A 24,021-nucleotide genomic window follows, 5' to 3' on the forward strand; every position below is an offset into this window, starting at 1 on the left:
ATTTGCGATGCTGAGTCCTTACATGTCGCCCATCGAACGGGTGTGGTTCTACAGCCTGCGGATTCTCTGCGGCCTGATCCTGCTGTTCCTGATCCTGCCGGTGCTGGTGATCATTCCGCTGTCGTTCAACTCGGGGAGTTTCCTGGTCTATCCGCTGCAAGGTTTCTCGCTGCAGTGGTACCACGACTTCTTCGCCTCGGCGGAATGGATGCGCGCGCTGAAGAACAGCATCATCGTCGCCCCGGCGGCGACGGTGCTGGCGATGATCTTCGGCACGCTGGCGGCGATCGGCCTGACCCGTGGCGACTTCCCAGGTAAGTCACTGGTGATGGCGCTGGTGATTTCGCCGATGGTGGTGCCGGTGGTGATCATCGGCGTGGCGAGTTATCTGTTCTTCGCGCCGCTGGGGCTGGGTAACAGCTTCTTCTCGCTGATCGTCGTGCATGCGGTATTGGGTGTGCCGTTTGTGATCATCACCGTGTCGGCGACGTTGCAGGGTTTTAATCACAACCTGGTGCGTGCTGCTGCGAGTCTCGGTGCATCGCCGCTGACTGCATTCCGCCGGGTGACCTTGCCGCTGATTGCGCCGGGAGTGATTTCCGGGGCGCTGTTTGCCTTTGCCACTTCTTTCGATGAAGTGGTGGTGACGCTGTTTCTTGCCGGGCCTGAGCAGGCGACATTGCCTCGGCAGATGTTCAGCGGGATTCGCGAGAACCTCAGCCCGACGATCGCCGCGGCGGCGACGTTACTGATTGCTTTCTCGGTGATCTTGCTGCTGACCCTGGAATGGCTGCGTGGGCGTAGCGAGAAACTGCGTACTGCGCAGGTCTGACACCAGCCCTCCTGCCGGAACCGAATCGTCCTCTGTAGGAGCTGCCGAAGGCTGCGATCTTTTGATTTTGCTTTTAGATCAAGATCAAAAGATCGCAGCCTTCGGCAGCTCCTACAGGGGGAAGTCGTTCAAAGGGTTCGCGCGGTCATTCATGACCTGAATAGCAGACAACCCCAAATCCCCAGCTAATCTTGTGCCCAGCTCCCACATCTATAAGAGGCTGCGCACCATGAGTCTGTCCCAGTTCAAAATCGCTCATAAACTGATCACCGGCGCCGCAGCCATCGAACAACTGGCCGCTGAACTCACCCGTCTGGACATCGACAATCCGCTGATCGTCACCGACGCCGCGCTGGTCAAGTCCGGTACTGTCGAACTGGCGCTGGTGCAACTCGGCGGGCGCGACTACGAAATATTCGACCGTGTACTGCCCGATCCGGAAATCGCCATCGTCGAAGACTGCATGCGCGCCTATCGCGAAGGCGGCCATGACGGCTTGATCGGCCTCGGGGGCGGCAGCGCCATCGATATTGCCAAAAGTGTCGCCGCCTACGCCGGATATCACGGCGCGCTGGAAGATCTGTTCGGCGTCGACCAAGTCCCGCGCAAAGGCCCGCCGCTGATCGCCATTCCGACCACCGCCGGCACCGGCTCTGAAGTCACCAACGTGGCGATCCTCTCAGACAAGGTCGCGCAGTTGAAGAAAGGCATCGTCAGCGACTATCTGCTGCCGGACGTGGCGCTGGTCAGTCCGCAAATGACTCTGACCTGTCCGCGCAGCGTCACCGCCGCCAGTGGTGTCGATGCACTGGTGCACGCCATCGAATCCTATCTGTCGGTGAACGCCTCGCCGATCACCGACTCCCTCGCCATCGGCGCAATCAAGCTGATCGCCAGCGCTCTGCCCAAGGCCTACGCCAACGGCGCCAACCTGCAAGCGCGCGAAGACATGGCCACCGCCAGCCTGATGGCCGGCATGGCGTTCGGTAACGCCGGGGTCGGTGCGGTGCATGCGTTGGCGTATCCGCTGGGCGGGCGCTTCAACATTGCCCACGGTGTCAGCAATGCCTTGCTGCTGCCCTATGTGATGACCTGGAACAAAATGGCTTGCGTCGAACGCATGCAGGATATTGCCGAAGCCATGGGCGTGAAGACCGCGCATGTGAGCGCCAGCGAAGCCGCAAACAAAGCCGTGCAGGCCATGACTGACCTGTGCGCGGCGGTGGAAATCCCTGCCGGGCTGCGCAGTTTCGGCGTGCCGGAGGAAGCAATCCCGGCGATGGCCGTGGAGGCCGCCGGCATCGAGCGGCTGATGCGCAACAATCCGCGCAAGCTCAGCGCCGGCGACATCGAGAAGATCTACCGCGCGGCCTACTGAGGCGCGGTCGCTGAGGGCTCATGGCACAACCCAATCATCGCGGTCCCGGTGCGCGCGTGGAAACTTGAGGTATACAATGCGCGCCATCGTGATTTAGCTCAGCACAGGTGCGTCATGCAGCCCTTCGTAATCGCTCCGTCGATCCTCTCCGCCGACTTCGCCCGCCTCGGCGAGGAAGTGGACAACGTTCTCGCCGCCGGCGCCGACTACGTCCACTTCGATGTCATGGACAACCACTACGTACCGAACCTGACGATCGGCCCGATGGTCTGCGCGGCACTGCGCAAGTACGGCGTCACCGCGCCGATCGACGCGCACCTGATGGTCAGCCCGGTGGACCGCATCGTCGGCGACTTCATCGAAGCCAGCGCGACCTACATTACCTTCCACCCGGAAGCCACGCTGCACGTCGATCGCTCGCTGCAACTGATCCGCGAAGGCGGCTGCAAATCCGGTCTGGTGTTCAATCCGGCGACTCCGCTGGATGTGCTCAAGTACGTGATCGACAAGGTCGACATGGTTCTGTTGATGAGCGTCAACCCGGGCTTCGGCGGGCAGAAGTTCATTCCCGGCACCCTCGACAAACTGCGTGAAGCGCGGGCGATCATCGACGCCTCGGGCCGCGACATCCGCCTGGAAATCGACGGCGGCGTCAACGTCAACAATATCCGCGAAATTGCCGCTGCTGGTGCTGACACCTTCGTCGCCGGCTCGGCCATTTTCAACGCGCCGAACTATCAGGAAGTCATCGACAAGATGCGTTCCGAACTGGCACTGGCACGCCCATGAGCGGTTTTGAGCAGTTGTTCCCGGGGCAGCTGCCACGGTTGGTGATGTTCGATCTGGATGGCACGCTGATCGATTCGGTTCCCGACCTGGCAGCGGCGGTGGACACCATGCTGCTCTCCCTCGGCCGTCCGCCGGCAGGTATCGAAGCGGTGCGCGAATGGGTCGGCAATGGCGCGCCGGTGCTGGTGCGTCGGGCCTTGGCGGGTGGTATCGATGACTCGGCAGTGGACGACGCTGAAGCCGAGCGCGCACTGGAGATTTTCATGGAGGCTTACGGCGCCAGCCATGAGCTGACCGTGGTCTATCCCGGTGTGCGCGACACGCTCAAGTGGCTGCACAAGCAAGGCGTGGCCATGGCGCTGATCACCAACAAGCCCGAGCGCTTCGTCGCGCCGCTGCTCGATCAGATGAAGATCGGCCGCTACTTCAAGTGGATCATCGGCGGCGATACCCTGCCGCAGAAGAAGCCTGACCCGGCGGCGCTGTTTTTCGTAATGAAAATGGCCAACATTCCGGCCTCGCAATCGTTGTTCGTCGGCGACTCGCGCAGTGATGTGCAGGCGGCGAAAGCAGCAGGGGTCAAGTGTGTGGCGCTGAGTTATGGCTACAACCATGGCCGGCCGATTGCCGAGGAATCGCCGGCACTGGTGATCGACGATTTGCGCAAACTAATTCCCGGTTGCCTGGATCTGGCCGGTGGGATAACGTTGCCCGACGCTGTTCAACCCCCTTCTGGAAACGCCATCGTGGTGGTCACCCGCAAACTCTGGATGAAAGTCATCAAGGCCCTGGCCCGCTGGCGTTGGCGCGCCTGACTGATTCTGGCCGGCCGTGCCGGCGCGTTTGCATACCTGACTGATTGCACCTCACACCACGAGGCACCTTATGAATCGCGAAGAATTCCTGCGTCTGGCCGCTGACGGCTATAACCGCATCCCGCTGGCCTGCGAAACCCTGGCCGACTTCGACACGCCGCTGTCGATCTACCTGAAACTGGCCGACCAGCCCAACTCCTACCTGCTCGAATCGGTGCAGGGTGGTGAAAAATGGGGCCGTTACTCGATCATTGGCCTGCCGTGCCGCACCGTGCTGCGGGTTCATGATCATCACGTCAGCATCAGCGTTGATGGCGTCGAGACCGAAAGCCATGACGTCGAAGACCCGCTGGCGTTCGTCGAAACCTTCAAGGCGCGCTACAACGTGCCGACCATCGCCGGCCTGCCGCGCTTCAACGGTGGACTGGTCGGTTACTTCGGTTACGACTGTGTGCGCTATGTCGAGAAGCGTCTGGGCAAATGCCCGAACCCCGATCCGCTGGGCGTGCCGGACATTCTGCTGATGGTTTCCGACGCCGTTGTGGTGTTCGACAACCTGGCCGGCAAGATGCACGCGATCGTCCTCGCCGACCCTGCGCAGACCGATGCCTTCGAGCAAGGTCAGGCGCGTTTGCAGGAACTGCTCGAGCAACTGCGTCAGCCGATCACCCCGCGTCGTGGCCTGGATTTCAGCAAACAGCAATCGGCCGATCCGGTGTTCCGTTCGAGCTTCACTCAGGACGATTACGAAAAAGCCGTCGACACCATCAAGGAATACATCCTCGCCGGCGACTGCATGCAGGTGGTGCCATCGCAGCGCATGTCGATCGACTTCAAGGCAGCGCCAATCGATCTGTATCGCGCGCTCCGTTGCTTCAACCCGACGCCGTACATGTACTTCTTCAACTTCGGCGATTTCCACGTCGTCGGCAGTTCGCCGGAAGTGCTGGTGCGCGTCGAAGACAACCTGATCACCGTGCGTCCGATCGCCGGCACGCGCCCACGCGGTGCCACCGAAGAAGCCGATGTGGCGCTGGAGCAGGATCTGCTCTCGGATGACAAGGAGATCGCCGAGCATTTGATGCTGATCGATCTGGGCCGCAACGATACCGGGCGCGTTTCGGAAATCGGCTCGGTGAAGCTCACCGAGAAAATGGTCATCGAACGCTATTCCAATGTGATGCATATCGTCTCCAACGTCACCGGCCAGTTGAAGTCGGGCCTGACCGCGATGGACGCACTGCGGGCGATTCTGCCGGCGGGTACGTTGTCGGGCGCACCGAAGATTCGCGCGATGGAAATCATCGACGAGCTGGAGCCGGTCAAGCGCGGTGTGTACGGCGGCGCGGTCGGTTACTTCGCCTGGAACGGCAACATGGACACCGCCATTGCCATTCGCACGGCAGTGATCAAGAACGGCGAGCTGCACGTGCAGGCCGGCGGCGGCATCGTCGCCGACTCGGTGCCGGCGCTGGAATGGGAAGAAACCCTGAACAAACGCCGCGCGATGTTCCGCGCCGTGGCCCTGGCCGAGCAAACCCCGGACGCCTGAGCCACGCAATTTCCCGTGTGGGAGCGAGCCTGCTCGCGAAGAGGTGAGTCAGTCACCGTTGATGCTGACTGACCCAGCGCTTTCGCGAGCAGGCTCGCTCCCACATCGGGTTTTGTGTTGAGGCATAAAAAAAGCGGCGCCCTGACAGGCGCCGCTTTTTTGCATCTACGACTCAGAAATCCAGCACAACCCCGACATTCAGGCCCTGCTGCTTGAAGTCATCATCCTTGCGGAAGGTATAACCCCCACGCAGCGCCAGATCCGCCGTCAGCTTGTGACTGACACCCAGGCTCAAGCGGTTCAGGTGACTTGCCGGTGTGTAGCCTTCAAGGGTGAAGTCATTGGCCGGCAGGGTGTTGAGTGCGATGTTGACCTTCTGCACGTCATCTTCGTACTCACGCTCGTGGGCGTATTCGCCGTACACCTGGGTTTGCGCGGTGAAGTTGTACTTGCCCTGGATGCCCAGGCCGAGTCGTTTCGAATCGCGGCTCTGGTCATCGAAGGTCAGCGCCGTGGCGCGGTTGCTCTTTTCCGAGTAACCGTCGACATCGACACTGGCGTAATCGGCGCTGACGAACGGCGACAGGTGCCATTGGCTGCCCGGTTGCGCAATGTCATAGCCCAGGCGCGTGCTGAACGCCCACAGGCTGCCGTCGGTATCGCCTTTCTCCGCGCCCTCGCTGGCGCCGAGGTCGAACTTGCGCTTGAGGTTGTCGTAGTCGAGTTTGCCGCCGGTCAGCGCCGCGTCGGCCCACCAGCGGTTCTGCTGGAACTGGGCAAACGCGGTGGCCATGTAGCTGTTGAGCTTGTAGTCGGAATCGTTGTGCCCGGCCTCGAGATTCTGTCGATACAAACCGGCCGCCACGCCCACGCGCCAGGCTTCGTTCAGGCGATAGCTGCCGCCGACGTTGAGGTTGTAACCGCTGCCATCGGCGCTGGCGCCGCTGCTTTGGCTGTCGACATCCAGATGCTGTCCGCCGGCCGAGACAATCGCACGCCATTGGCCGACCGCTTGCCAGTTCTCCCAGTCCGCCTGCCATTGGTTGCGCAATTCATCCTGATGCGCGCGCACGGTGCCGTGGGCCATTTCAGGTAGCAGGCTCAATTCCCACGGCGCAGCCAACAGCGAATAGGCGTAATCGGCGATCAGTTTTTGCCCGGATTCGGTCGGGTGTACGCCATCGTTGTAGATCAGTTTGGTCGGATCCGGCGTGGCGCTGTTGATCCCGTAACGGGCGTTTTCCGTGCAGCTATTGCCACTGAAGCAGGTCGCGGTGAGGTTCTGGTCGGTAGCCAGACCAAAGCGTCCGGGATCGGCGAAGACTTCCGAGAGCAGCACCGGAATGTTCAGCGGAATGACTTCGGCGTTGATGCCTTGCAGGCGCGTCACCAACTGACTGTTGAACTGGTTGGCGAGGGTGCTGCTGAACGCTTGCAGCGGCGTGCCGTTCAGAGCAGGTGTCAGGCCCACGTCGGGCAGCAGCCAGACCATCACGTATTTGGCGCCGGCGGTCTGCAGGGTTTGCACGCTATCGGCCAGCCGATCGGCTGCGGCGTTGGCCTGGGGCAGGCTGAGAATGCGGCCCTGGAGGAAGTCGTTGCCGCCACCGGAAATGTAATACAGCGCGTTCGGGTCGGCGCGAAAGCCGTTCGACGGCAGGTAACCGGCGCGGGTGCGTTCGCCGGTGGCCGATTGGGTGGTGATCGAGTCGAGAATCTGGTCGGTGCGATAACCACCGACCGCCCAGTTGTTGCCGTCGGGCTGGCCGTTTTCCGCGCGCACTGCGGAGCTGGAAGAGGCTGTCTGGTCGGGCGAAAAGCCCAGGCGGCCGCCAAGCAACTGGGTGGAATTCAATGAAAAAACTTCGCCGCTGCCATCCTGATACACCGGCCCGGTACGATTGGTGTAACGCTCGGTGGAGCCCGCCGGGCCGCCGGTGTCGGCGAAGGTGCCGGCATCGTTGAGGCTGTCGCCGAAGACGATGAAACTGGAATAAGGATTGGGCGCTGCATTGGCCTGGGCGCAAGCGAGTGCGAGCAAGCAGCTGGCCAGCGGTACAAACAACGTCTGTCTGATCATGAGCAAGTCCGTTTATTTATTGTTGTAGGTGAACGAAACGACAGTACCAAAAACGTTCGGCATTTTGCCATTGGTCGTGAATCCCTCTGCCGTTTTATAACCCGCAGGCCCCGCCATATTGCACGCTCCGCCCAGCTAAGTTACTGTGCCGGAACGTATGAACGAGACCTTCCCCGTGTTGATCACCAGCAAACTCCTGGATCAAGTCATCAAGGCACACGCCCGCTGGCGTTGGCGCGCCTGAATCTTCTCTGCCGGCTCCGCCGGATCTGTATCGCTTTGCCTTCCTTGTCTGTTTGAAATGCCGCTGTGCTGGCGCCCTGTGCGCGTCCGACATCGCACAGCGCCCAGCGGGCAAGTCATCTGAAGGCTGTCATCAAGTCAGAATTCAAGAGGTTCGAAACGCCATGTTGCTGATGATCGACAACTACGACTCCTTTACCTACAACGTTGTGCAATACCTCGGCGAGCTGGGTGCCGAGGTCAAAGTGGTGCGCAACGACGAACTGACCATCGCCGAAATCGAAGCGCTGAATCCCGAGCGCATCGTGGTTTCCCCGGGGCCGTGCACGCCCACCGAGGCGGGCGTTTCCATCGACGCGATCAAGCACTTCGCCGGCAAGCTGCCGATCCTCGGCGTTTGCCTAGGCCACCAGTCCATCGGCCAGGCCTTCGGCGGTGATGTGGTGCGTGCCCGCCAGGTCATGCACGGTAAGACTAGCCCGGTATTCCACGAGGACAAGGGCGTGTTCGCCGGCCTCAATCATCCGCTCACCGTTACCCGTTACCACTCGCTGATCGTCAAGCACGACAACCTGCCCGATTGCCTCGAGCTGACCGCATGGACCCAGCACGATGACGGCTCGGTCGACGAGATCATGGGCCTGCGTCACAAGACCCTGAACATCGAGGGTGTGCAGTTCCACCCCGAGTCGATCCTCACCGAGCAGGGTCATGAACTGTTTGCCAATTTCCTCAAACAAACCGGCGGCACGCGCTAAGGACTCCCATGAATATCAAGACAGCCCTCAGCCGTATCGTCGAACATCTCGACCTCAGCACCGATGAAATGCGCGATGTGATGCGCGAGATCATGACCGGCCAGTGCACCGAAGCGCAGATCGGCGCGTTCATGATGGCCATGCGCATGAAGAGTGAGAGCATCGACGAGATCGTCGGCGCGGTGTCGGTGATGCGTGAGCTGGCCGATCAGGTCGAGCTGAAAACCCTGGACGGCGTCGTCGATGTGGTCGGCACCGGCGGTGACGGTGCGAACATCTTCAACGTCTCGACCGCATCTTCCTTTGTTGTCGCAGCCGCCGGTTGCACCGTGGCCAAGCACGGCAACCGCGCGGTGTCCGGCAAGAGCGGCAGTGCCGATCTGCTGGAAGCTGCCGGCATTTATCTGAACCTGACCCCGGTGCAGGTCGCGCGCTGCATCGACAACGTCGGCATCGGTTTCATGTTCGCCCAGACCCACCACAAAGCCATGAAGTATGCCGCCGGCCCGCGCCGCGAACTCGGCCTGCGCACGCTGTTCAACATGCTCGGCCCGCTTACGAATCCGGCCGGTGTGAAACATCAGGTCGTCGGCGTATTCACTCAGACGCTGTGCCGGCCATTGGCCGAAGTCTTGCAACGGCTGGGCAGCAAACACGTGCTCGTCGTCCATTCGAAGGACGGTCTGGATGAGTTCAGCCTCGCCGCGCCGACCTTTGTTGCGGAGCTGAAGAACAACGAAATCACTGAGTATTGGGTCGAACCGGAAGACCTCGGCATGAAGAGCCAGAGCCTGCACGGCCTGTCCGTCGAAGGCCCGGAAGCATCGCTGGCGCTGATCCGTGATGCCCTCGGCAAGCGCAAAACCGAAAACGGCCAGAAAGCTGCCGAGATGATTGTGCTCAATGCCGGTGCGGCGCTGTACGCCGCCGACCTGGCAAGCAGTCTGAAACAAGGTGTGGAGCTGGCGCACGACGCGCTGCACACCGGCCTCGCTCGGGAAAAGCTCGAGGAGCTGGGTGCCTTTACCGCGGTATTCAAAGTGGAGAATGAAGGATGAGTGTACCGACGGTTCTGGAAAACATTCTGGCGCGCAAGGTTGAGGAAGTCGCCGAGCGCAGCGCTCGGGTCAGCCTGAGCGAGCTGGAAAGTCTGGCCAAGGCGGCCGATGCACCCCGTGGTTTTGCCCAGGCATTGCTGGCGCAAGCAAAGAAAAAACAACCGGCGGTGATTGCCGAAATCAAAAAGGCTTCGCCGAGCAAAGGCGTGATCCGCGAAGACTTCGTGCCGGCAGACATTGCCAAGAGCTACGAAAAGGGTGGGGCCACCTGTCTGTCGGTGCTGACCGACATCGATTACTTCCAGGGCGCCGATGCCTATCTGCAACAGGCGCGCGCCGCCTGCAAGCTGCCGGTGATCCGCAAGGACTTCATGATCGATCCGTACCAGATCGTTGAAGCCCGCGCGCTGGGCGCCGATTGCGTGCTGCTCATCGTCTCCGCTTTGGACGACGTGAAGATGGCCGAGCTGGCCGCCGTAGCCAAAGGCGTCGGTCTCGACGTGTTGGTGGAAGTGCACGACGGTGACGAACTGAAGCGCGCGCTGAAGACCCTCGACACGCCGCTGGTCGGGGTCAACAACCGCAACCTGCACACATTCGACGTCAGCCTGGAAACCACCCTCGACCTGCTGCCGCGTATCCCGCGCGATCGCTTGGTGATCACCGAAAGCGGCATCCTCAATCGGGCCGATGTCGAACTGATGGAAATCAGCGACGTGTATTCGTTCCTGGTCGGCGAAGCGTTCATGCGCGCGGAAAATCCGGGCATGGAATTGCAGCGCCTGTTCTTTCCGGAGCGTGGTGTGCCGATCAGCGGTTCGACCCTCGACTGACCGAGTCGACCTCATTCGCGAGCAGGCTCGCTCCCACATTTGGAAGGCATTTCCCCCTGTGGGAGCGAGCCTGCTCGCGAAGGGGCCATCGAAACCGCTAAAGATTTCCATGTTGCCGGAGCCTGTCATGTCGCTGCCAACCCCCCTGACCATCGAATCCGGCCTGCAAGCCGAACAGGACTTGCTGGCCTCGGTCTGCGCTGGCGACGCCGAATTCGGCCTGCTGTTCTGGCAACCCACCGACCGCGCGCTGGTCATGCCGCGCCGCCTCGACCGTCTCGCGCAATTCGACCACGCCTGCGAAGTCTCCGCTGCCGCTGGCTGGCCGGTGCTGTTGCGTGAAACGGGCGGCGAGCCCGTCCCGCAATCCGCTGCAACCATCAACATTGCCTTGGTGTATGCCCCGCCTCGCAGTGAAGGCGACCTGAACCGCATCGAAACCGGCTATCGCCGCCTGTGCGATCCGATCTGTCAGTTGCTGGATGAGTTGGGTGGCACGTCGTCAGTCGGGGAAATCGACGGCGCATTCTGCGACGGCCGTTTCAACGTCAATCTCGACGGTCGCAAGATGGTCGGCACCGCCCAGCGCTGGCGCCAGAGCCAGGGCGGCCAGCGTCCGGTGGGGCTGGTGCACGGTGCAATGCTGATGGATGACGAGCGTGAAGCGATGGTCGCCGCGGTCAACCGCTTCAATGAAACCTGCGGCCTGGAGCAGCGGGTGAGGGCGCAAAGCCACATTGCCCTGCATGAGAAATTCAACGCGCCACAGGCGTTGGCGCGTCTCGATGAATTGTTTCGTTTGATGCTGGCGCAGATTTACGTCTAGCGCGTGCCGAAGACCACCATCGTCTTGCCTTTCACATCGACCAGGTTGCGTTCTTCCAGATCCTTGAGCACGCGGCCGACCATCTCCCGTGAACAACCGACAATCCGACCGATTTCCTGACGGGTGACTTTGATCTGCATGCCGTCCGGATGGGTCATGGCGTCCGGCTGTTTGCACAACTCCAGCAGGCAGCGGGCGACGCGGCCGGTGACGTCGAAAAACGCCAGGTCGCCGACTTTGCGCGTGGTGTTGCGCAGGCGTTGTGCGATTTGTCCGCTGAGGGCGTAAAGAATGTCTGGATCCTGCTGCGACAGTTCGCGGAACTTGGCGTAACTGATTTCCGCAGTTTCGCATTCGACCTTGGCCCGCACCCAGGCGCTGCGTTCCTGCTCCTGACCTGCCTGCTCGAACAGACCCAGTTCGCCGAAGAAATCCCCGGCGTTGAGGTAGGCGATGATCATCTCGCGGCCATCGTCATCTTCGATGAGGATGGTGACCGAACCCTTGATGATGAAGTACAGCGTGTCCGAGCGATCGCCGGCGCAGATGATGTTGCTCTTGGCCGCATGACGCCGGCGCTGGCAATGCATCAACAGCTTGTCGATGTTCTTGATTTTGGGTGTGGGGGTAATAGCAACCATGGTTGTATCCCGAAAAGACTGCACGGTGATGTTTGAGTTGTTATGAGGCGCTGAAGGCGGTCGCTACAGAGCTGACGAATTGGCGCCAGCGAATTGGCGCCAGCTTACCAGACACTTCGTCGTAAATTCGAGAAATTACCTACAGCCAGAAAGCATCCGTCCTAGGACGTCGTTCCTGCCGGGACAAAGCGCTGTGCTAAGCTGGCGACCCTTTTTTTACAGTGGAGTCTGGGCGATGAAGGCACGCATCCAATGGGCTGGCGAAGCCATGTTCCTCGGCGAATCCGGCAGCGGTCATGTCGTGGTGATGGACGGCCCGCCGGACGCCGGTGGCCGTAACCTCGGGGTTCGCCCGATGGAAATGCTCTTGCTGGGTGTCGGCGGTTGCAGCAACTTCGACGTGGTCAGCATCCTGAAGAAGTCACGTCAGGCCGTTGAAAGCTGTGAAGCCTTCCTCGACGCCGAGCGTGCGACTGAAGATCCGAAGGTGTTTACCAAGATCCACATGCACTTCGTGGTCAAGGGCCGGGGCTTGAAAGAAGCTCAGGTCAAGCGCGCCATCGAACTGTCGGCCGAGAAATATTGCTCGGCGTCGATCATGCTCGGCGCGGCTGGCGTGGCAATCACCCACGATTATGAAATCGTCGAACTCGGCTGAACCGACATTCAACTATCATAAAAGCAGTGCAGACTCTGGCGATCCCCCGCTGACGTCTGCATAATGCGCCACTTTTTTCAGGGCAGTGATCGGTCAGCCGACGGGTCATCCGCCTGAACAGATAACCAAAATCGCCATCGCGAAGAGGTGTTAACCGTCCTACGCAGGTGCGTTGTTCGCACTTGACGGGCATGCTTGATCACGCGGCCGCGCCGCATACATAGAGAGTTTTTAACGGTGAAAAGCAAACTCAAGCTCCACGGGTTCAATAACCTGACAAAGACCTTGAGCTTCAACATCTATGACATCTGCTACGCGGAAACCCCGCAAGACCAGCAGGCTTACGTCGAGTACATCAATCAAGAGTACAACGCGAAACGCCTGACGCAGATTCTCACAGAAGTTGTCGAGATCATTGGTGCCAACATCCTGAACATCGCCAGTCAGGACTATGAACCCCAGGGCGCCAGCGTCACGATTCTGATTTCGGAAGAGCCGGTAACCCCGACTGACAGCCAGATCGAAGAATCGCCGGGCCCGTTGCCCGAAATCATTCTGGCCCACCTCGACAAGAGCCACATCACGGTGCACACCTATCCGGAAATCCATCCGGACGACGGTATTGCGACCTTCCGTGTGGATATCGACGTGTCGACCTGTGGTGTCATTTCACCGCTCAAAGCGCTCAACTTCCTCATTCACCAGTTCGATTCGGACATCGTGACCGTGGATTACCGTGTGCGCGGCTTCACCCGTGACGTTGAAGGCAACAAGCACTTCATCGACCACGAGATCAACTCGATCCAGAACTACCTCTCCGAAGACACCCGCGACGCGTACCAGATGACCGACGTGAACGTGTACCAGGAAAACCTGTTCCACACCAAAATGCTGCTGAAGAACTTCGAACTGGACAACTACCTGTTCGGCGACGCCACCAGCAACCTCTCGCCCGAGCAGCGTGCCCAGGTGACCGACCGTGTGAAACACGAAATGCTGGAAATCTTCTACGCGCGCAACATGCCGACCTAAGATTCCCGGACACAAAAAAGGCGACCTCCTGGTCGCCTTTTTCATGCCTCACATAAAACCCCTGTGGGAGCGAGCCTGCTCGCGAAGAGGTCATCAGCACCGACACAGATCTCAGATCCGATAAGTACTCTTGGTCATCACCTTCGCCAACAAACTCATGCCGAACTTCACTGGCGCCGGAAAACGAAATCCGCCCGCATCCAACGCACTTTCCGCATGGTGTTCTTCATCGATGCGCATCTGCTCGAGAATTGCCCGGGACTTTTCGTCCTCGGCCGGCAATTGCTCCAGATGTTCGTTCAAGTGCTTGCAGACTTGATGCTCGGTCGCCGCAACGAAACCAAGGCTGACCTTGTCGCTGATCAGTCCTGCGACCGCGCCGATACCGAACGACATGCCGTAAAACAGTGGATTCAGCACGCTGGTGTGGCTGCCCAACTGATGGATGCGCTGCTCGCACCAGACCAGATGATCGATCTCTTCTTCAGCCGCGTGCTCCATGGCTTCGCGTACCTGCGGCAACTTGGCGGTCAGCGCCTGCCCCTGATACAGCGCCTGGGCGCAGACTTCGCCGGTATGGTTGATGCGCATCAGACCGGCGACATGGCGGGTGTCTTCATCGCTCATTTGCGTATCCGGCTGCAGAATCGCTGGCGACGGGCGGTACGGCTGGCCACTGAAGGGCAACAGGGTGCGCATCGCGGCATCGGCTTGCAGTAGCAGACGGTCTATGGGCGAGTAGTGACGTTGGGTAGTCATGCTGACCTCCGGGAAGAATCTCGGCGGCCAGTTTAACCGAATCGGCCGGCGAGGGTTTGCGCTGGGTCACTTGCTGCGCGGTCAGGTTTTTTGTGGGAGCGAGCCTGCTCGCGAAAGCGGATTATCGGCTACTGAAGTGTTGAATGTATCGGCGCCTTCGCGAGCAGGCTCGCTCCCACAATTGGTTGTCGCCAATCAGCCCGGCGGCCAGTTCATCTGGCGCTGCCCCAGCACGTGCATATGGATGTGATAGACAGTCTGCCCGCCAAGTTCATTGCAGTTCATCACCACGCGGAAGCCTTCTTCGCAACCCAGTTCCAGCGCTAGACGCTGCGCGGTGAACAGAATGTGCCCGGCCAGCGCCTTGTCGTCTTCGGTCAGGTCGTTGAGCGTGCGCACCGGTTTTTTCGGGATCACCAGAAAGTGCACCGGAGCCTGGGGGGCGATGTCGTGGAAGGCCAGAACCTGGTCGTCCTCGTAAATGATCTTCGCCGGGATTTCCCGGTTGATGATCTTGGTGAACAGAGTATCCACTGCTGTTTCTCCGTTGAGTTGGGCTGAATCGAGTGTACCGCTTCGAAGTCGTGTTTCTAGCGGGGGCAGTAAGCTTTGTTGACCATGCCGACAATCGTCCGGTTAAGCCAGCGCGAACCCAGTCGCGGCAGGAACGCCAGCCAGCGGTTGCGTCGTCCCGGAATGATGATGGCGCGGTTTTTATCCAGTGCGCGCACGGCATGCAGTGCCACTTCTTCCGGACTCATCAGCGAGTGGCTGCTTTCGATCTTTTCGCTACTCATCTGTGCGGTACGGAAGAACGGTGTGCGCGTCGGGCCAGGGCACAGCACGGAGACTTTCACGCCGCTTTGTTTGAGCTCCACGCGCAGGGCTTCGGAAAAATGCAGCACATAGGCTTTGCTGGCGTAGTACGTGCTCATCCATGGGCCGGGGCTGTACGCAGCCACCGAGGCGACATTGAGGATCTGCCCGCCACCCAGCAGCGCCATGCTGTTACCCACCGCATGGCAGAGGCGTGTGAGGGCGAGGATATTGACCTCGATGAGGTCCTGCTCGGTCATCCAGTCCTGCGCGAGGAATGGTCCGCAGGTGCCGATGCCTGCGCAATTGACCAGCAGATCGATCTGCCGGTCGCCTTCTTCCAGCTCCAGCAAAAAGCCCGACAGGCGCAACGGTTCGCCGAGATCGCAGGCACGAAACAATACTTCGACATCGAAACGCTGGGTCAGCTCGATGGCGATACTTTCCAGCTGATCACGCTGTCGTGCCACCAGAATCAGGCTGCGGCCGCGCCGGGCCAGCGCTTCGGCCATGGCCAGGCCGATGCCGCTGGAAGCGCCAGTGATCAGAGCGTAACGGGTCATGCAGTTCTCCATCGCAACAGCTCCGCGCCGGCGACGCGGTTGTCACGGTGAGGAGCGCTGTTCATTCTTGCGCAGAGTCTACAGGGGCCTGCGCCGGTTCGGCTGCCTCGTCGGCGGAAATCGTTGGCGGCTCGACAACCTCAACTTCGTCGGTGGTCACCGCGCCGCTGTCATAGCTGCTCTCCAGATTGCTTTCATATTCTTCCCGGACAGCCGAGAAGCCGCCAAGCAGGCCACCGGCAAAAATCAGTGCGAAGAATACGATCCACAACGAGCACAGCACTTTAACCGCCGTGCTGTTCGGTGGCGGCGGCGGGCCATAGCGGTTGGCGCCGGCATTGCCGGGTACGACCATCATTACCAGCGGGAAGAAACTGCCCACGAACGGCACCAGATTCAACAGCCACAGCCAGCCCGACCAGCCGATATCGTGCAGGCGCTGAACGCTGAACAGAATGCTGACGATCATGAAGCCGAGGAACAGGAAGACCGCCAGAATGCCGCCGAGGATCAGGCCGGTAGTCGAGTCGCCGCTGACCAGGCCCAACGCAATCAAAGCAAACACGCCGACGATGGGCAGGGTCACCAGGCTCAAGACCATGGTCCAGGCCAGAAAGCGCAGGCGACCGATCCGGCCTTCGGCGCTGAATGGCTTGAGCGTGGCGAATGGCGGCAGAGCTTCACCGACATTGGCGCGGGGCGGGGCGTAAGGCGAGTCCGGTTCCACAACCGCTGCAGAGTTATCGTGGACGTCCGCCAGATTCAGCTCGATGGCGGTTTCCGCTTCGATCCGCGCATCGATCCCGGTTTTTTTCAATGCCTGCAGATACGTCTGGGCATCGCTGTGGGACAGATCACGTTTGAGGGCGACGGTGCGGCCACTGAACAGGCGCTCGATGGCGGCCACATCGCTTTTGAACAGATCCGCCAGATTCAGTTTGGCGGTGGTGAGGTCGACGCCGGGCTGTAGCGCGCCATCGAAGACGATCTTGTAACGGGTGTCGCTCATGGCCGAGGCATCCTTGTCGCGATTCATTTGGCAGCCAGTCTGATCAGGACTGGCCAGATATGTTTTTCAGCGCGGCCAGCGTTGTGGCAGCTGTGCAGCGCGCGTTTGGGCTTGACGATATTCAGCGTCGAGCCGCGCGATCAACTGATCCACGCTTGGCAGATCACCAATCTGGCCAACACCCTGACCCGCCGACCACACGGTCTTCCAGGCTTTGGCTTCATCGTTGATCGGCTTGAGCTTGTCGCCGAAATTGACCTCGCCCTTGCCTTGCAGTGCCGCCATGTCGAAACCGGCCGCCTCCAGGCTCTGGCGCATGAAACTGGCCGGCACTCCCGACACCGCTGGAGTATGAATGATGTCGGCAGCCTTGGCTGTCAGCAGCATCTCTTTATAAGCGTCAGGCGCGTGACTTTCGGTGGTGCCGATAAATCGCGTACCGAAGTAGGCCAAATCCGCGCCGAGCAGCTGCGCGGCGAGAATCTCATGGCCGTGGTTCAAACATCCTGCAAGCAACAGCGTCTTGTCGAAAAACTCACGGATCTCGGCAATCAGCGCAAACGGACTCCAGGTGCCGGCATGCCCGCCGGCGCCGGCCGCGACGGCAATCAGCCCGTCGACACCCGCTTCAGCGGCTTTCTCGGCATGGCGCCGCGTGGTCACGTCGTGAAACACCAGGCCGCCGTAGCTGTGTACTGCGTCGACCAGTTCCTTCACCGCGCCGAGGCTGGTGATCACGATCGGCACCTTGTGCTCGACGCAGATGTCCAGATCCGCCTGCAGACGCGGGTTGCTGTGATGAACAATCAGGTTCACCGCATAAGGGGCCGGATTATCCAGCGTCGCCAGGCCCGCTTCGATCTGTTCCAGCCAGGCCTTGAACCCACTGCTTTCGCGTTGGTTCAGCGCCGGAAAGCTGCCGACCACGCCGTTGCGGCAGCAGGCGAGCACCAGTTCCGGATTGGAGATCAGAAACATCGGCGCCGCCACGACGGGCATACGCAGACGTTGTTCGAGCAGAGCGGGCAGCGACATTGAGAACACCCCGAGGATCTGTATTGGTTGAAGTTAGAACGGCTTGACCACGACCAGAATTACGATAGCCAGCAATATCAGAACCGGCACTTCATTGAACCAGCGATAAAAGACATGGCTGCGGGTGTTTTCGCCACGGGCAAAGCGTTTGACCTGCGCGCCGCACATATGGTGGTAACCGATCAGCAGAACGACCAGAGTCAGTTTTGCGTGAATCCAGCCGCCCTGGCTGAAAAGGCTCGGGTTGAGGTAGATCAGCCAGCCACCGAAGATCAGCGTGGCGATCATCGCCGGGCCCATGATGCCGCGATACAGCTTGCGCTCCATGACGCTGAAACGTTCCTGGCTGATCGTGTCGGTGCTTTGCGCGTGGTAAACGAACAGGCGCGGCAAGTAAAACAGCCCGGCAAACCAGCAGACGACGCTGACAATGTGAAACGCTTTGAGCCATAGATAGAGCATTTTTGGTTATTCCCTCATTCACGGTAGCCAGATAGTAGAGGCTTGAGCGTCCGCGCGTCACCTTGGCGGTTGTCGCAGGCGCGCGCGGCCCCTATTATCGACAGCTTTCCAGTGGGTTCGTTGAGGGCAGGTTTATGGTCAAGGTCGGTATCGTCGGCGGCACGGGTTACACCGGTGTCGAACTGCTGCGTCTGTTGGCACAGCATCCGCAGGCAGAAGTGGTCGTCATCACTTCCCGATCCGAGGCCGGTCTGGCCGTGGCTGACATGTACCCGAACCTGCGCGGCCATTACGACGGCCTGGCGTTCAGCGTGCCGGACATCAAATCTCTAGGCGCTTGCGATGTGGTGTTCTTCGCCACGCCGCACGGTGTGGCTCACGCACTCGCAGGCGAGCTGCTGGCGGCGGGCACCAAGGTCATCGACCTGTCCGCCGACTTCCGTCTGCAAGACGCTGATGAATGGGCCAAGTGGTACGGCCAGCCACACGGCGCACCGCAATTGCTGGACGAAGCGGTCTATGGTCTGCCGGAAGCCAATCGCGAGCAGATCAAGAAAGCGCGCCTGATCGCGGTGCCGGGTTGCTATCCGACCGCAACGCAATTGGGTTTCCTGCCATTGCTGGAAGCAGGTCTGGCCGACGCATCGCGTTTGATCGCCGACTGCAAATCTGGTGTCAGTGGTGCCGGGCGTGGTGCCGCTGTAGGTTCTTTGTACTCCGAGACGTCGGAAAGCATGAAGGCCTATGCGGTAAAAGGTCATCGTCATCTGCCGGAAATTCGCCAGGGCCTGCGTCGCGCGGCGGGCAAGGACGTCGGCCTGACCTTCGTCCCGCACCTGACGCCGATGATTCGCGGTATTCACTCCACGCTCTACGCGACAGTAGCGGATCGCTCGGTTGATCTGCAGGCACTGTTCGAAAAGCGCTATGCCAACGAACCGTTCGTCGATGTCATGCCAGCCGGCAGCCACCCGGAAACCCGTAGCGTGCGTGGCGCCAACGTCTGCCGCATCGCCGTGCATCGTCCACAGGATGGCGATCTGGTGGTCGTGCTCTCGGTGATCGACAATCTGGTCAAGGGCGCCTCGGGCCAGGCGGTGCAGAACATGAACATTCTGTTCGGACTGGACGAGCGCTTCGGCCTGTCACACGCCGGCATGCTGCCTTAAAAGCAGCTACGAGCTTCAAGCCACAAGCTACAAGAGATCAGAGGCAAACTTGAAGCTCACCGCTTGAAGCTTGCCGCTGCTCCTCTAATAGTTGACCAATTTTCTAGGACAAGCGGATAATGCGCGTCATCACGCATTATGGCGGCGTAACGCCGGGAGATAGTCAGCATGAGCGTCGAATCCTTCACCCCCACGGCTTTGCAATTCACTCAAGGTGCTGCGCACAAGGTGAAGAGCCTGGTCGATGAAGAGGGGAATGATCGCTTGAAGCTGCGCGTATTTGTTACGGGCGGCGGTTGTTCAGGGTTTCAATACGGTTTCACCTTCGATGAGGACGTGGCCGATGACGACACCATCGTCGAGCGCGAAGGCGTGAGCCTGGTGGTCGATCCGATGAGCTTCCAGTACTTGGCCGGTGCCGAGGTGGATTATCAGGAAGGTCTGGAAGGTTCGCGCTTCGTGATCAAGAACCCGAATGCCACCACGACTTGTGGTTGCGGGTCGTCGTTCTCGATCTGATCGCGCTTCAGCGCACACAACAAAACGCCGCAGAGCCTTTCGGTTCTGCGGCGTTTTTGTATCTGAAGTTTATGCCGGGTAGATGGCGCCGAGTACGCGCAGCCCGCGAGCGCCGGTGACGCTTGGCCGATTGGCGGCGATGCCTTCGAGACAGCAATGAGCGAGCCAGGCGAAGGCCATGGCTTCTACCCAATCCGGATCAACCCCGTGAGTTGCGGTGCTGGCGACTTCGGTATTCGGCAGGAGATCCGCCAGACGTTTCATCAGTGTGGCGTTGTGAGCGCCGCCGCCACAAACCAGCAATTCCTGAGTGTCCGATTGAGCGCTTTGTAGCGACTCTACGATGGTCAGTGCCGTCAGTTCGAGCAGCGTGGCCTGAACGTCTTCGGCTGCGAAGGTTGGCAGGTTCGAAAGATGCTGTTCCAGCCATGGCAGATTGAAGACTTCGCGGCCGGTACTTTTCGGGCCTTTGGTCACGAAGAACGGGTCGCTTAGCAGTGCCGTGAGCAGGGTTGGTTCAACCTTGCCGGTCGCAGCCCATTGTCCGTCCCGGTCATAGTTCTCGCCACGTTGCCGGTGAATCCAGGCGTCCATCAGAACATTTCCCGGGCCGCAGTCGAAACCGGCTACAGGTTTGCTCGGCTCGATCAGGCTGAGATTGCTGAATCCGCCTACATTCAGGACCGCCTGGTTACCGCTACGCTCTTCAAATAAAGCTTCGTGAAAAGCTGGCACCAGAGGCGCACCTTGGCCACCCGCTGCGACATCGCGGCTGCGGAAATCACTCACAACGGTAATACCGGTCAACTCAGTCAGCAGGGCTGGATTGCCGATCTGCACGGTAAAACCGCGCGCCGGTTCATGGCGAATGGTCTGACCGTGGCTGCCAATAGCGCGGATGGCATCGGGCTTCAGTTGTTGTTGCGCGAGGAGGCTGTGAATGCCCGACGCGGCAAGTTCGACCCAGTGTTGCTGGGCAATCGCCGAGCGGGCGATCTCGTCTGGGCCGCTGGCGCACAAGCCAAGCAGCTCGGCGCGCAGGGAGTCAGGCATTGGCAGGTAGTGGGTGGCGATCAGTTTGATCGCCGAGGTCTGCTCGATCAGGGCGATGTCCAGCCCGTCGAGACTGGTTCCGGACATCACACCGATATACAGGGCCATGGCTCAGCGCTTGCTCGAAGCCAGCATGGTGGCCTTCTCTTGATCCATGCGCGCCATCAGTGGCTGGCTCTGCGCGAGGAAGCGCGCGCGTTCGGATTTGGCGATCGGATCGGCCATCGGCAGCTTCTGGCCGAGCGGGTCGACGTGAACGCCGTTGACCTGGAACTCATAGTGCAAATGCGGGCCTGTGGACAGGCCGGTGGTGCCGATATAGCCGATGACTTGTCCTTGCTTGACGCTGCCCCCGGTTTTCACGCCTTTGGCAAAGCCCTGCATATGGCCATAGAGCGTACGGTAAGTGTTGCCGTGCTGAATGATCACGGTGTTGCCGTAACCACCACGACGACCGGCCAGCAACACTTTGCCGTCACCGGCAGCCTTGATCGGCGTGCCTCGCGGCGCTGCGTAGTCGACACCTTTGTGCGCGCGGATCTTGTTGAGGATCGGGTGCTTGCGGCCCATGGAGAACTTCGAGCTGATGCGTGCGAAGTCAACCGGCGTACGGATGAAGGCCTTGCGCATGCTGTTGCCATCGGCGGTGTAGTAGCTGCTGTTGCCCTGTTTGTTGGTGTAGCGCACGGCGGTATAGGTCTTGCCGCGGTTGGTGAAGCGCGCCGACAGGATCGGGCCGGTGCCGACAGCCTTGCCGTTGATGACTTTCTGCTCGTAGATCACATCGAATTCATCACCCTGACGAATGTCCTGCGCGAAATCGATGTCGTAGCCAAAAACGCTGGCCATATCCATGGTCATGCTGTGAGAAAGGCCGGCGCGGGCTGCGGACTGCGACAGTGAGCTGTTGATGACACCGTGGACGTAGGCTGTGCGAACGGTTGGCTTGGCGGTGACACGATTGAACGAATAGCCCTTATCGTTCTTGGTCAGAGTAATGGTTTCAACGTCGCTGACCTTGCTGTGCAGGCTGGTCAACTGGCCTTCCGGGCTGAGTTCGAATTCGAGTTTCTGACCGCGCTTGAGTTGGCTGAACTGTTTGGCTTGCTTGTCGCTTGCCAGTACTTCGTGCACGGAGGCTGCCGGTAGGCCGACTTTTTCAAACAGGGTAGAGAGCGTATCGCCTTTGGAAACCAAGACTTCACGGTGCCCGGGCTCTTTTGGTTTCTCAACAGGCGCTACAGGTGCCGGCGCGGTTTCAGCGGTTTGCGCGGCGTTTTCGTCGCTGTTTTCGATTTGTGCGAACGGCGAAGCTACGGGCTCGTTTGTGGCTTGAGCCGCATCAGCAGCGTCTTGATCTTGTGTCAGTTGTTCAGCAGGACTTTCCAGTTCAAGACTCAGGGTCGTCTTTTTGGCTTCAACATCGCTGGAGGGAAATACCAGCAGCGCCAAGCTGAGAAGGGCGGCGATTCCACTTGCTGCGAGCAGGTGGGTCTTCGGGTAAAGCGGCGGCGCTTTAGACGGTTCTGTGGTCATAGGTAATTTTTGACTTTGAAATAGATGAATTGGAAAAGATGAATGACATGATGAAGATGAAATAACTGTATAAAATATAACCAAATCATCGATGAAGCAAGTCTACAGACCTCGGGTCTATGGATTGGTGTCCGTGCGCCGGGCAAAACTTGTAATTGGTGCGCGTTCTTGTATGGTTGGTTCCCTTTGAATCTGAGCCTTGCGGGTCTGTTATGAAGTCGGTTGAAGAGCAGCTAGCGCTGATTAAACGTGGTGCGGAAGAACTGTTGGTCGAGTCCGAGCTGGTCGAGAAGCTCAAGCGCGGCCAACCGCTGCGTATCAAGGCTGGTTTCGACCCTACCGCTCCGGATCTGCATCTTGGTCATACCGTGCTTATTAATAAGCTGCGTCAGTTCCAGGAACTGGGGCACCAGGTGATCTTCCTTATAGGTGACTTCACCGGGATGATCGGTGATCCGAGTGGCAAGAGCGCCACGCGTCCACCGCTGACACGTGAGCAGGTTCTGGATAATGCTGAGACCTATAAGACTCAGGTTTTCAAAATCCTTGATCCGGCGAAAACCGAAGTTGCCTTCAACTCCACCTGGATGGACAAGATGGGGCCGGCGGATTTCATTCGCCTGACTTCGCAATACACCGTCGCTCGCATGCTCGAGCGCGATGACTTCGACAAGCGCTACACCACCAACCAGCCCATCGCTATTCACGAGTTCCTCTATCCGTTGGTTCAGGGTTATGACTCGGTCGCGCTGCGCGCGGATGTCGAGTTGGGCGGTACCGATCAGAAATTCAATTTGCTGATGGGGCGTGAGTTGCAGCGTGGGTATGGCCAGGAGGCACAGTGCATTCTGACCATGCCATTGCTGGAAGGTCTGGATGGCGTGAAGAAGATGTCCAAGTCGTTGGGCAACTATGTCGGTATCCAGGAAGCACCGGGCGTAATGTACAGCAAGCTGGTTTCTATCCCCGATGCGCTGATGTGGCGTTACTTCGAGTTGCTGAGCTTCCGCTCGATGGATGAAATCAACGCATTCCGGGCTGACGTCGAAGCTGGGGCGAATCCGCGCGATATCAAAATCAAGCTCGCTGAAGAGATCGTTGCACGTTTTCATGGTGAAGAAGCTGCGGCTAATGCCCATCGAGGCGCTGGCAATCGCATGAAGGATGGCGAGCTGCCAGATGACTTGCCTGAGATCGAACTGTCTTCGGTTGAGGATATGCCAATCGCTGCAGTCCTTAATAAGGCAGGCCTGGTGAAGAATTCGGCAGCGGCGCGTGATCTGTTGGCGGCGGGCGGGGTGCGTGTTGATGGTGAGGTGGTTGATCGCTCCTTTATATATGCAGTGGGCGCGACTCACGTTTGCCAGGCCGGCAAGAAGGCTTTTGCACGTATTACGCTGAAATCTGAATAAAGTTGGAATCAGGGGTTGACGGCGAATTTTAGAAGTCTATAATTCTCCCCACTTCCGGCGCAGTCGAAACGGAAAACTCCTTGAGATTCAAAGAGTTACGAAGTTTTCGACAGCGGCTTGCTTCAGATCATCGAAGCCTGGAAGGAGTTGAAAGAGCGGTGATGTTTGGCTCTTTTAACGGTTCGATCTTCTC

At 59.6% G+C, this 24,021-nt stretch carries 24 protein-coding genes; 14 read left to right on the plus strand and 10 right to left on the minus strand.

The features are described from left to right. Positions 1-7 precede the first annotated feature (7 nt). The 5 genes from AC0IXA_RS21905 (at position 8) to trpE (ending at position 5,366) form a co-directional block, all read left to right on the plus strand. Positions 8-832: an ABC transporter permease gene (locus tag AC0IXA_RS21905; protein WP_016772909.1), complete on the plus strand. Its 825-nt coding sequence runs from the start codon at positions 8-10 to the stop codon at positions 830-832. A gap of 229 nt (positions 833-1,061) precedes the next feature. Continuing rightward, positions 1,062-2,210, plus strand: a complete 1,149-nt coding sequence (locus AC0IXA_RS21910; RefSeq protein WP_341638034.1) for an iron-containing alcohol dehydrogenase — start codon at positions 1,062-1,064, stop codon at positions 2,208-2,210. A gap of 114 nt (positions 2,211-2,324) precedes the next feature. Beyond that, the gene (gene rpe, locus AC0IXA_RS21915) at positions 2,325-2,999 is read left to right on the plus strand and encodes a ribulose-phosphate 3-epimerase (protein ID WP_471814496.1); all 675 of its coding nucleotides are present in this window, start codon (positions 2,325-2,327) and stop codon (positions 2,997-2,999) included. After that, positions 2,996-3,814, plus strand: a complete 819-nt coding sequence (locus tag AC0IXA_RS21920) for a phosphoglycolate phosphatase (protein WP_122612452.1) — start codon at positions 2,996-2,998, stop codon at positions 3,812-3,814. Before rpe ends, AC0IXA_RS21920 begins: the two co-directional genes overlap by 4 nt. 70 nt (positions 3,815-3,884) lie before the next feature. Continuing rightward, complete coding sequence (trpE, locus tag AC0IXA_RS21925; protein WP_341638033.1) at positions 3,885-5,366, plus strand: anthranilate synthase component I; 1,482 nt, start codon at positions 3,885-3,887, stop codon at positions 5,364-5,366. A gap of 172 nt (positions 5,367-5,538) precedes the next feature. On the opposite strand, the gene estP is transcribed toward trpE, so the two are convergent. Next, positions 5,539-7,446, minus strand: a complete 1,908-nt coding sequence (gene estP / locus AC0IXA_RS21930; protein ID WP_016772913.1) for an esterase EstP — start codon at positions 7,444-7,446, stop codon at positions 5,539-5,541. Positions 7,447-7,853: 407 nt separating this feature from the next. On the opposite strand from estP, the gene AC0IXA_RS21935 reads away from it, so the two are divergent. From AC0IXA_RS21935 to AC0IXA_RS21950, 4 genes are all read left to right on the plus strand, one after another. Next, complete coding sequence (locus tag AC0IXA_RS21935; protein WP_122881871.1) at positions 7,854-8,447, plus strand: aminodeoxychorismate/anthranilate synthase component II; 594 nt, start codon at positions 7,854-7,856, stop codon at positions 8,445-8,447. Positions 8,448-8,455: 8 nt separating this feature from the next. Further along, positions 8,456-9,505: an anthranilate phosphoribosyltransferase gene (gene trpD / locus AC0IXA_RS21940; RefSeq protein WP_016772917.1), complete on the plus strand. Its 1,050-nt coding sequence runs from the start codon at positions 8,456-8,458 to the stop codon at positions 9,503-9,505. Next, positions 9,502-10,338: an indole-3-glycerol phosphate synthase TrpC gene (trpC, locus tag AC0IXA_RS21945; protein ID WP_471814497.1), complete on the plus strand. Its 837-nt coding sequence runs from the start codon at positions 9,502-9,504 to the stop codon at positions 10,336-10,338. Before trpD ends, trpC begins: the two co-directional genes overlap by 4 nt. A gap of 127 nt (positions 10,339-10,465) precedes the next feature. Next, positions 10,466-11,164 carry a lipoate--protein ligase family protein gene (locus tag AC0IXA_RS21950; protein WP_341638032.1) on the plus strand — a complete coding sequence of 233 codons (699 nt, stop codon included), beginning with the start codon at positions 10,466-10,468 and terminating at the stop codon, positions 11,162-11,164. Here AC0IXA_RS21950 and crp read toward each other — a convergent pair. After that, entirely contained in the window at positions 11,161-11,805 is a 645-nt protein-coding gene (crp, locus tag AC0IXA_RS21955) for a cAMP-activated global transcriptional regulator CRP (RefSeq protein ID WP_016772920.1), read from the minus strand. The two genes, AC0IXA_RS21950 and crp, sit on opposite strands and share 4 nt — an antisense overlap. A gap of 235 nt (positions 11,806-12,040) precedes the next feature. Here crp and AC0IXA_RS21960 point away from each other — a divergent pair, with 235 nt between their 5' ends. Together AC0IXA_RS21960 and speD are read left to right on the plus strand one after the other, a co-directional pair. After that, on the plus strand, positions 12,041-12,463 hold the full coding sequence (locus tag AC0IXA_RS21960) for an OsmC family protein (protein ID WP_016772921.1): 423 nt from the start codon (positions 12,041-12,043) through the stop codon (positions 12,461-12,463). 237 nt (positions 12,464-12,700) lie between these two features. Beyond that, positions 12,701-13,495 (plus strand): adenosylmethionine decarboxylase, encoded by a 795-nt coding sequence (speD, locus tag AC0IXA_RS21965; protein WP_024014530.1) that lies wholly within the window; start codon positions 12,701-12,703, stop codon positions 13,493-13,495. Between the two features lie 111 nt (positions 13,496-13,606). On the opposite strand, the gene coq7 is transcribed toward speD, so the two are convergent. The 6 genes from coq7 to hemJ all read right to left on the minus strand — a co-directional run bounded on the left by coq7 (position 13,607) and on the right by hemJ (position 18,139). Then, the gene (coq7, locus tag AC0IXA_RS21970) at positions 13,607-14,254 is read right to left on the minus strand and encodes a 2-polyprenyl-3-methyl-6-methoxy-1,4-benzoquinone monooxygenase (RefSeq protein WP_253496334.1); all 648 of its coding nucleotides are present in this window, start codon (positions 14,252-14,254) and stop codon (positions 13,607-13,609) included. A 195-nt stretch (positions 14,255-14,449) separates the two neighbouring features. Next, the gene (locus AC0IXA_RS21975) at positions 14,450-14,788 is read right to left on the minus strand and encodes a histidine triad nucleotide-binding protein (protein ID WP_017128660.1); all 339 of its coding nucleotides are present in this window, start codon (positions 14,786-14,788) and stop codon (positions 14,450-14,452) included. 56 nt (positions 14,789-14,844) lie between these two features. Then, on the minus strand, positions 14,845-15,633 hold the full coding sequence (locus tag AC0IXA_RS21980; protein ID WP_122612457.1) for an SDR family NAD(P)-dependent oxidoreductase: 789 nt from the start codon (positions 15,631-15,633) through the stop codon (positions 14,845-14,847). Between the two features lie 61 nt (positions 15,634-15,694). Continuing rightward, positions 15,695-16,642, minus strand: coding sequence for a DUF805 domain-containing protein (locus AC0IXA_RS21985; RefSeq protein ID WP_341638031.1), 948 nt, complete (start codon positions 16,640-16,642; stop codon positions 15,695-15,697). Between the two features lie 66 nt (positions 16,643-16,708). Further along, positions 16,709-17,677, minus strand: coding sequence for an NAD(P)H-dependent flavin oxidoreductase (locus AC0IXA_RS21990; RefSeq protein ID WP_341638030.1), 969 nt, complete (start codon positions 17,675-17,677; stop codon positions 16,709-16,711). Between the two features lie 33 nt (positions 17,678-17,710). Further along, entirely contained in the window at positions 17,711-18,139 is a 429-nt protein-coding gene (hemJ, locus tag AC0IXA_RS21995; RefSeq protein ID WP_016772928.1) for a protoporphyrinogen oxidase HemJ, read from the minus strand. A 134-nt stretch (positions 18,140-18,273) separates the two neighbouring features. On the opposite strand from hemJ, the gene argC reads away from it, so the two are divergent. Then, the gene (gene argC, locus AC0IXA_RS22000) at positions 18,274-19,308 is read left to right on the plus strand and encodes an N-acetyl-gamma-glutamyl-phosphate reductase (RefSeq protein ID WP_341638029.1); all 1,035 of its coding nucleotides are present in this window, start codon (positions 18,274-18,276) and stop codon (positions 19,306-19,308) included. 168 nt (positions 19,309-19,476) lie between these two features. Continuing rightward, positions 19,477-19,827, plus strand: a complete 351-nt coding sequence (gene erpA / locus AC0IXA_RS22005) for an iron-sulfur cluster insertion protein ErpA (RefSeq protein ID WP_007918905.1) — start codon at positions 19,477-19,479, stop codon at positions 19,825-19,827. Between the two features lie 69 nt (positions 19,828-19,896). On the opposite strand, the gene AC0IXA_RS22010 is transcribed toward erpA, so the two are convergent. Both AC0IXA_RS22010 and AC0IXA_RS22015 read right to left on the minus strand, forming a co-directional pair. Further along, positions 19,897-20,988 carry an anhydro-N-acetylmuramic acid kinase gene (locus AC0IXA_RS22010; RefSeq protein ID WP_341638028.1) on the minus strand — a complete coding sequence of 364 codons (1,092 nt, stop codon included), beginning with the start codon at positions 20,986-20,988 and terminating at the stop codon, positions 19,897-19,899. Between the two features lie 3 nt (positions 20,989-20,991). Beyond that, on the minus strand, positions 20,992-22,416 hold the full coding sequence (locus AC0IXA_RS22015; RefSeq protein ID WP_341638291.1) for a peptidoglycan DD-metalloendopeptidase family protein: 1,425 nt from the start codon (positions 22,414-22,416) through the stop codon (positions 20,992-20,994). A 212-nt stretch (positions 22,417-22,628) separates the two neighbouring features. On the opposite strand from AC0IXA_RS22015, the gene tyrS reads away from it, so the two are divergent. Then, positions 22,629-23,828, plus strand: coding sequence for a tyrosine--tRNA ligase (tyrS, locus tag AC0IXA_RS22020; RefSeq protein ID WP_471814498.1), 1,200 nt, complete (start codon positions 22,629-22,631; stop codon positions 23,826-23,828). The last annotated feature ends 193 nt before the right edge of the window (positions 23,829-24,021 follow it).

This window comes from Pseudomonas sp. AC083 (genome assembly GCF_979253165.1).

Bases quoted from the DNA above. Each gene is read 5' to 3' on its own strand.
- AC0IXA_RS21935 (WP_122881871.1), top strand. From the start codon at position 7,854: ATGTTGCTGATGATCGACAACTACGACTCCTTTACCTACAACGTTGTG.
- AC0IXA_RS22010 (WP_341638028.1), bottom strand. From the start codon at position 20,988: ATGGCCCTGTATATCGGTGTGATGTCCGGAACCAGTCTCGACGGGCTG.
- AC0IXA_RS21960 (WP_016772921.1), top strand. From the start codon at position 12,041: ATGAAGGCACGCATCCAATGGGCTGGCGAAGCCATGTTCCTCGGCGAA.
- AC0IXA_RS21905 (WP_016772909.1), top strand. From the start codon at position 8: ATGCTGAGTCCTTACATGTCGCCCATCGAACGGGTGTGGTTCTACAGC.
- AC0IXA_RS21910 (WP_341638034.1), top strand. From the start codon at position 1,062: ATGAGTCTGTCCCAGTTCAAAATCGCTCATAAACTGATCACCGGCGCC.
- AC0IXA_RS21950 (WP_341638032.1), top strand. From the start codon at position 10,466: ATGTCGCTGCCAACCCCCCTGACCATCGAATCCGGCCTGCAAGCCGAA.
- argC (WP_341638029.1), top strand. From the start codon at position 18,274: ATGGTCAAGGTCGGTATCGTCGGCGGCACGGGTTACACCGGTGTCGAA.
- trpC (WP_471814497.1), top strand. From the start codon at position 9,502: ATGAGTGTACCGACGGTTCTGGAAAACATTCTGGCGCGCAAGGTTGAG.
- trpD (WP_016772917.1), top strand. From the start codon at position 8,456: ATGAATATCAAGACAGCCCTCAGCCGTATCGTCGAACATCTCGACCTC.
- trpE (WP_341638033.1), top strand. From the start codon at position 3,885: ATGAATCGCGAAGAATTCCTGCGTCTGGCCGCTGACGGCTATAACCGC.
- coq7 (WP_253496334.1), bottom strand. From the start codon at position 14,254: ATGACTACCCAACGTCACTACTCGCCCATAGACCGTCTGCTACTGCAA.
- hemJ (WP_016772928.1), bottom strand. From the start codon at position 18,139: ATGCTCTATCTATGGCTCAAAGCGTTTCACATTGTCAGCGTCGTCTGC.
- AC0IXA_RS21990 (WP_341638030.1), bottom strand. From the start codon at position 17,677: ATGTCGCTGCCCGCTCTGCTCGAACAACGTCTGCGTATGCCCGTCGTG.
- rpe (WP_471814496.1), top strand. From the start codon at position 2,325: ATGCAGCCCTTCGTAATCGCTCCGTCGATCCTCTCCGCCGACTTCGCC.
- AC0IXA_RS22015 (WP_341638291.1), bottom strand. From the start codon at position 22,416: ATGACCACAGAACCGTCTAAAGCGCCGCCGCTTTACCCGAAGACCCAC.
- AC0IXA_RS21980 (WP_122612457.1), bottom strand. From the start codon at position 15,633: ATGACCCGTTACGCTCTGATCACTGGCGCTTCCAGCGGCATCGGCCTG.
- erpA (WP_007918905.1), top strand. From the start codon at position 19,477: ATGAGCGTCGAATCCTTCACCCCCACGGCTTTGCAATTCACTCAAGGT.
- estP (WP_016772913.1), bottom strand. From the start codon at position 7,446: ATGATCAGACAGACGTTGTTTGTACCGCTGGCCAGCTGCTTGCTCGCA.
- AC0IXA_RS21985 (WP_341638031.1), bottom strand. From the start codon at position 16,642: ATGAGCGACACCCGTTACAAGATCGTCTTCGATGGCGCGCTACAGCCC.
- crp (WP_016772920.1), bottom strand. From the start codon at position 11,805: ATGGTTGCTATTACCCCCACACCCAAAATCAAGAACATCGACAAGCTG.
- AC0IXA_RS21920 (WP_122612452.1), top strand. From the start codon at position 2,996: ATGAGCGGTTTTGAGCAGTTGTTCCCGGGGCAGCTGCCACGGTTGGTG.
- tyrS (WP_471814498.1), top strand. From the start codon at position 22,629: ATGAAGTCGGTTGAAGAGCAGCTAGCGCTGATTAAACGTGGTGCGGAA.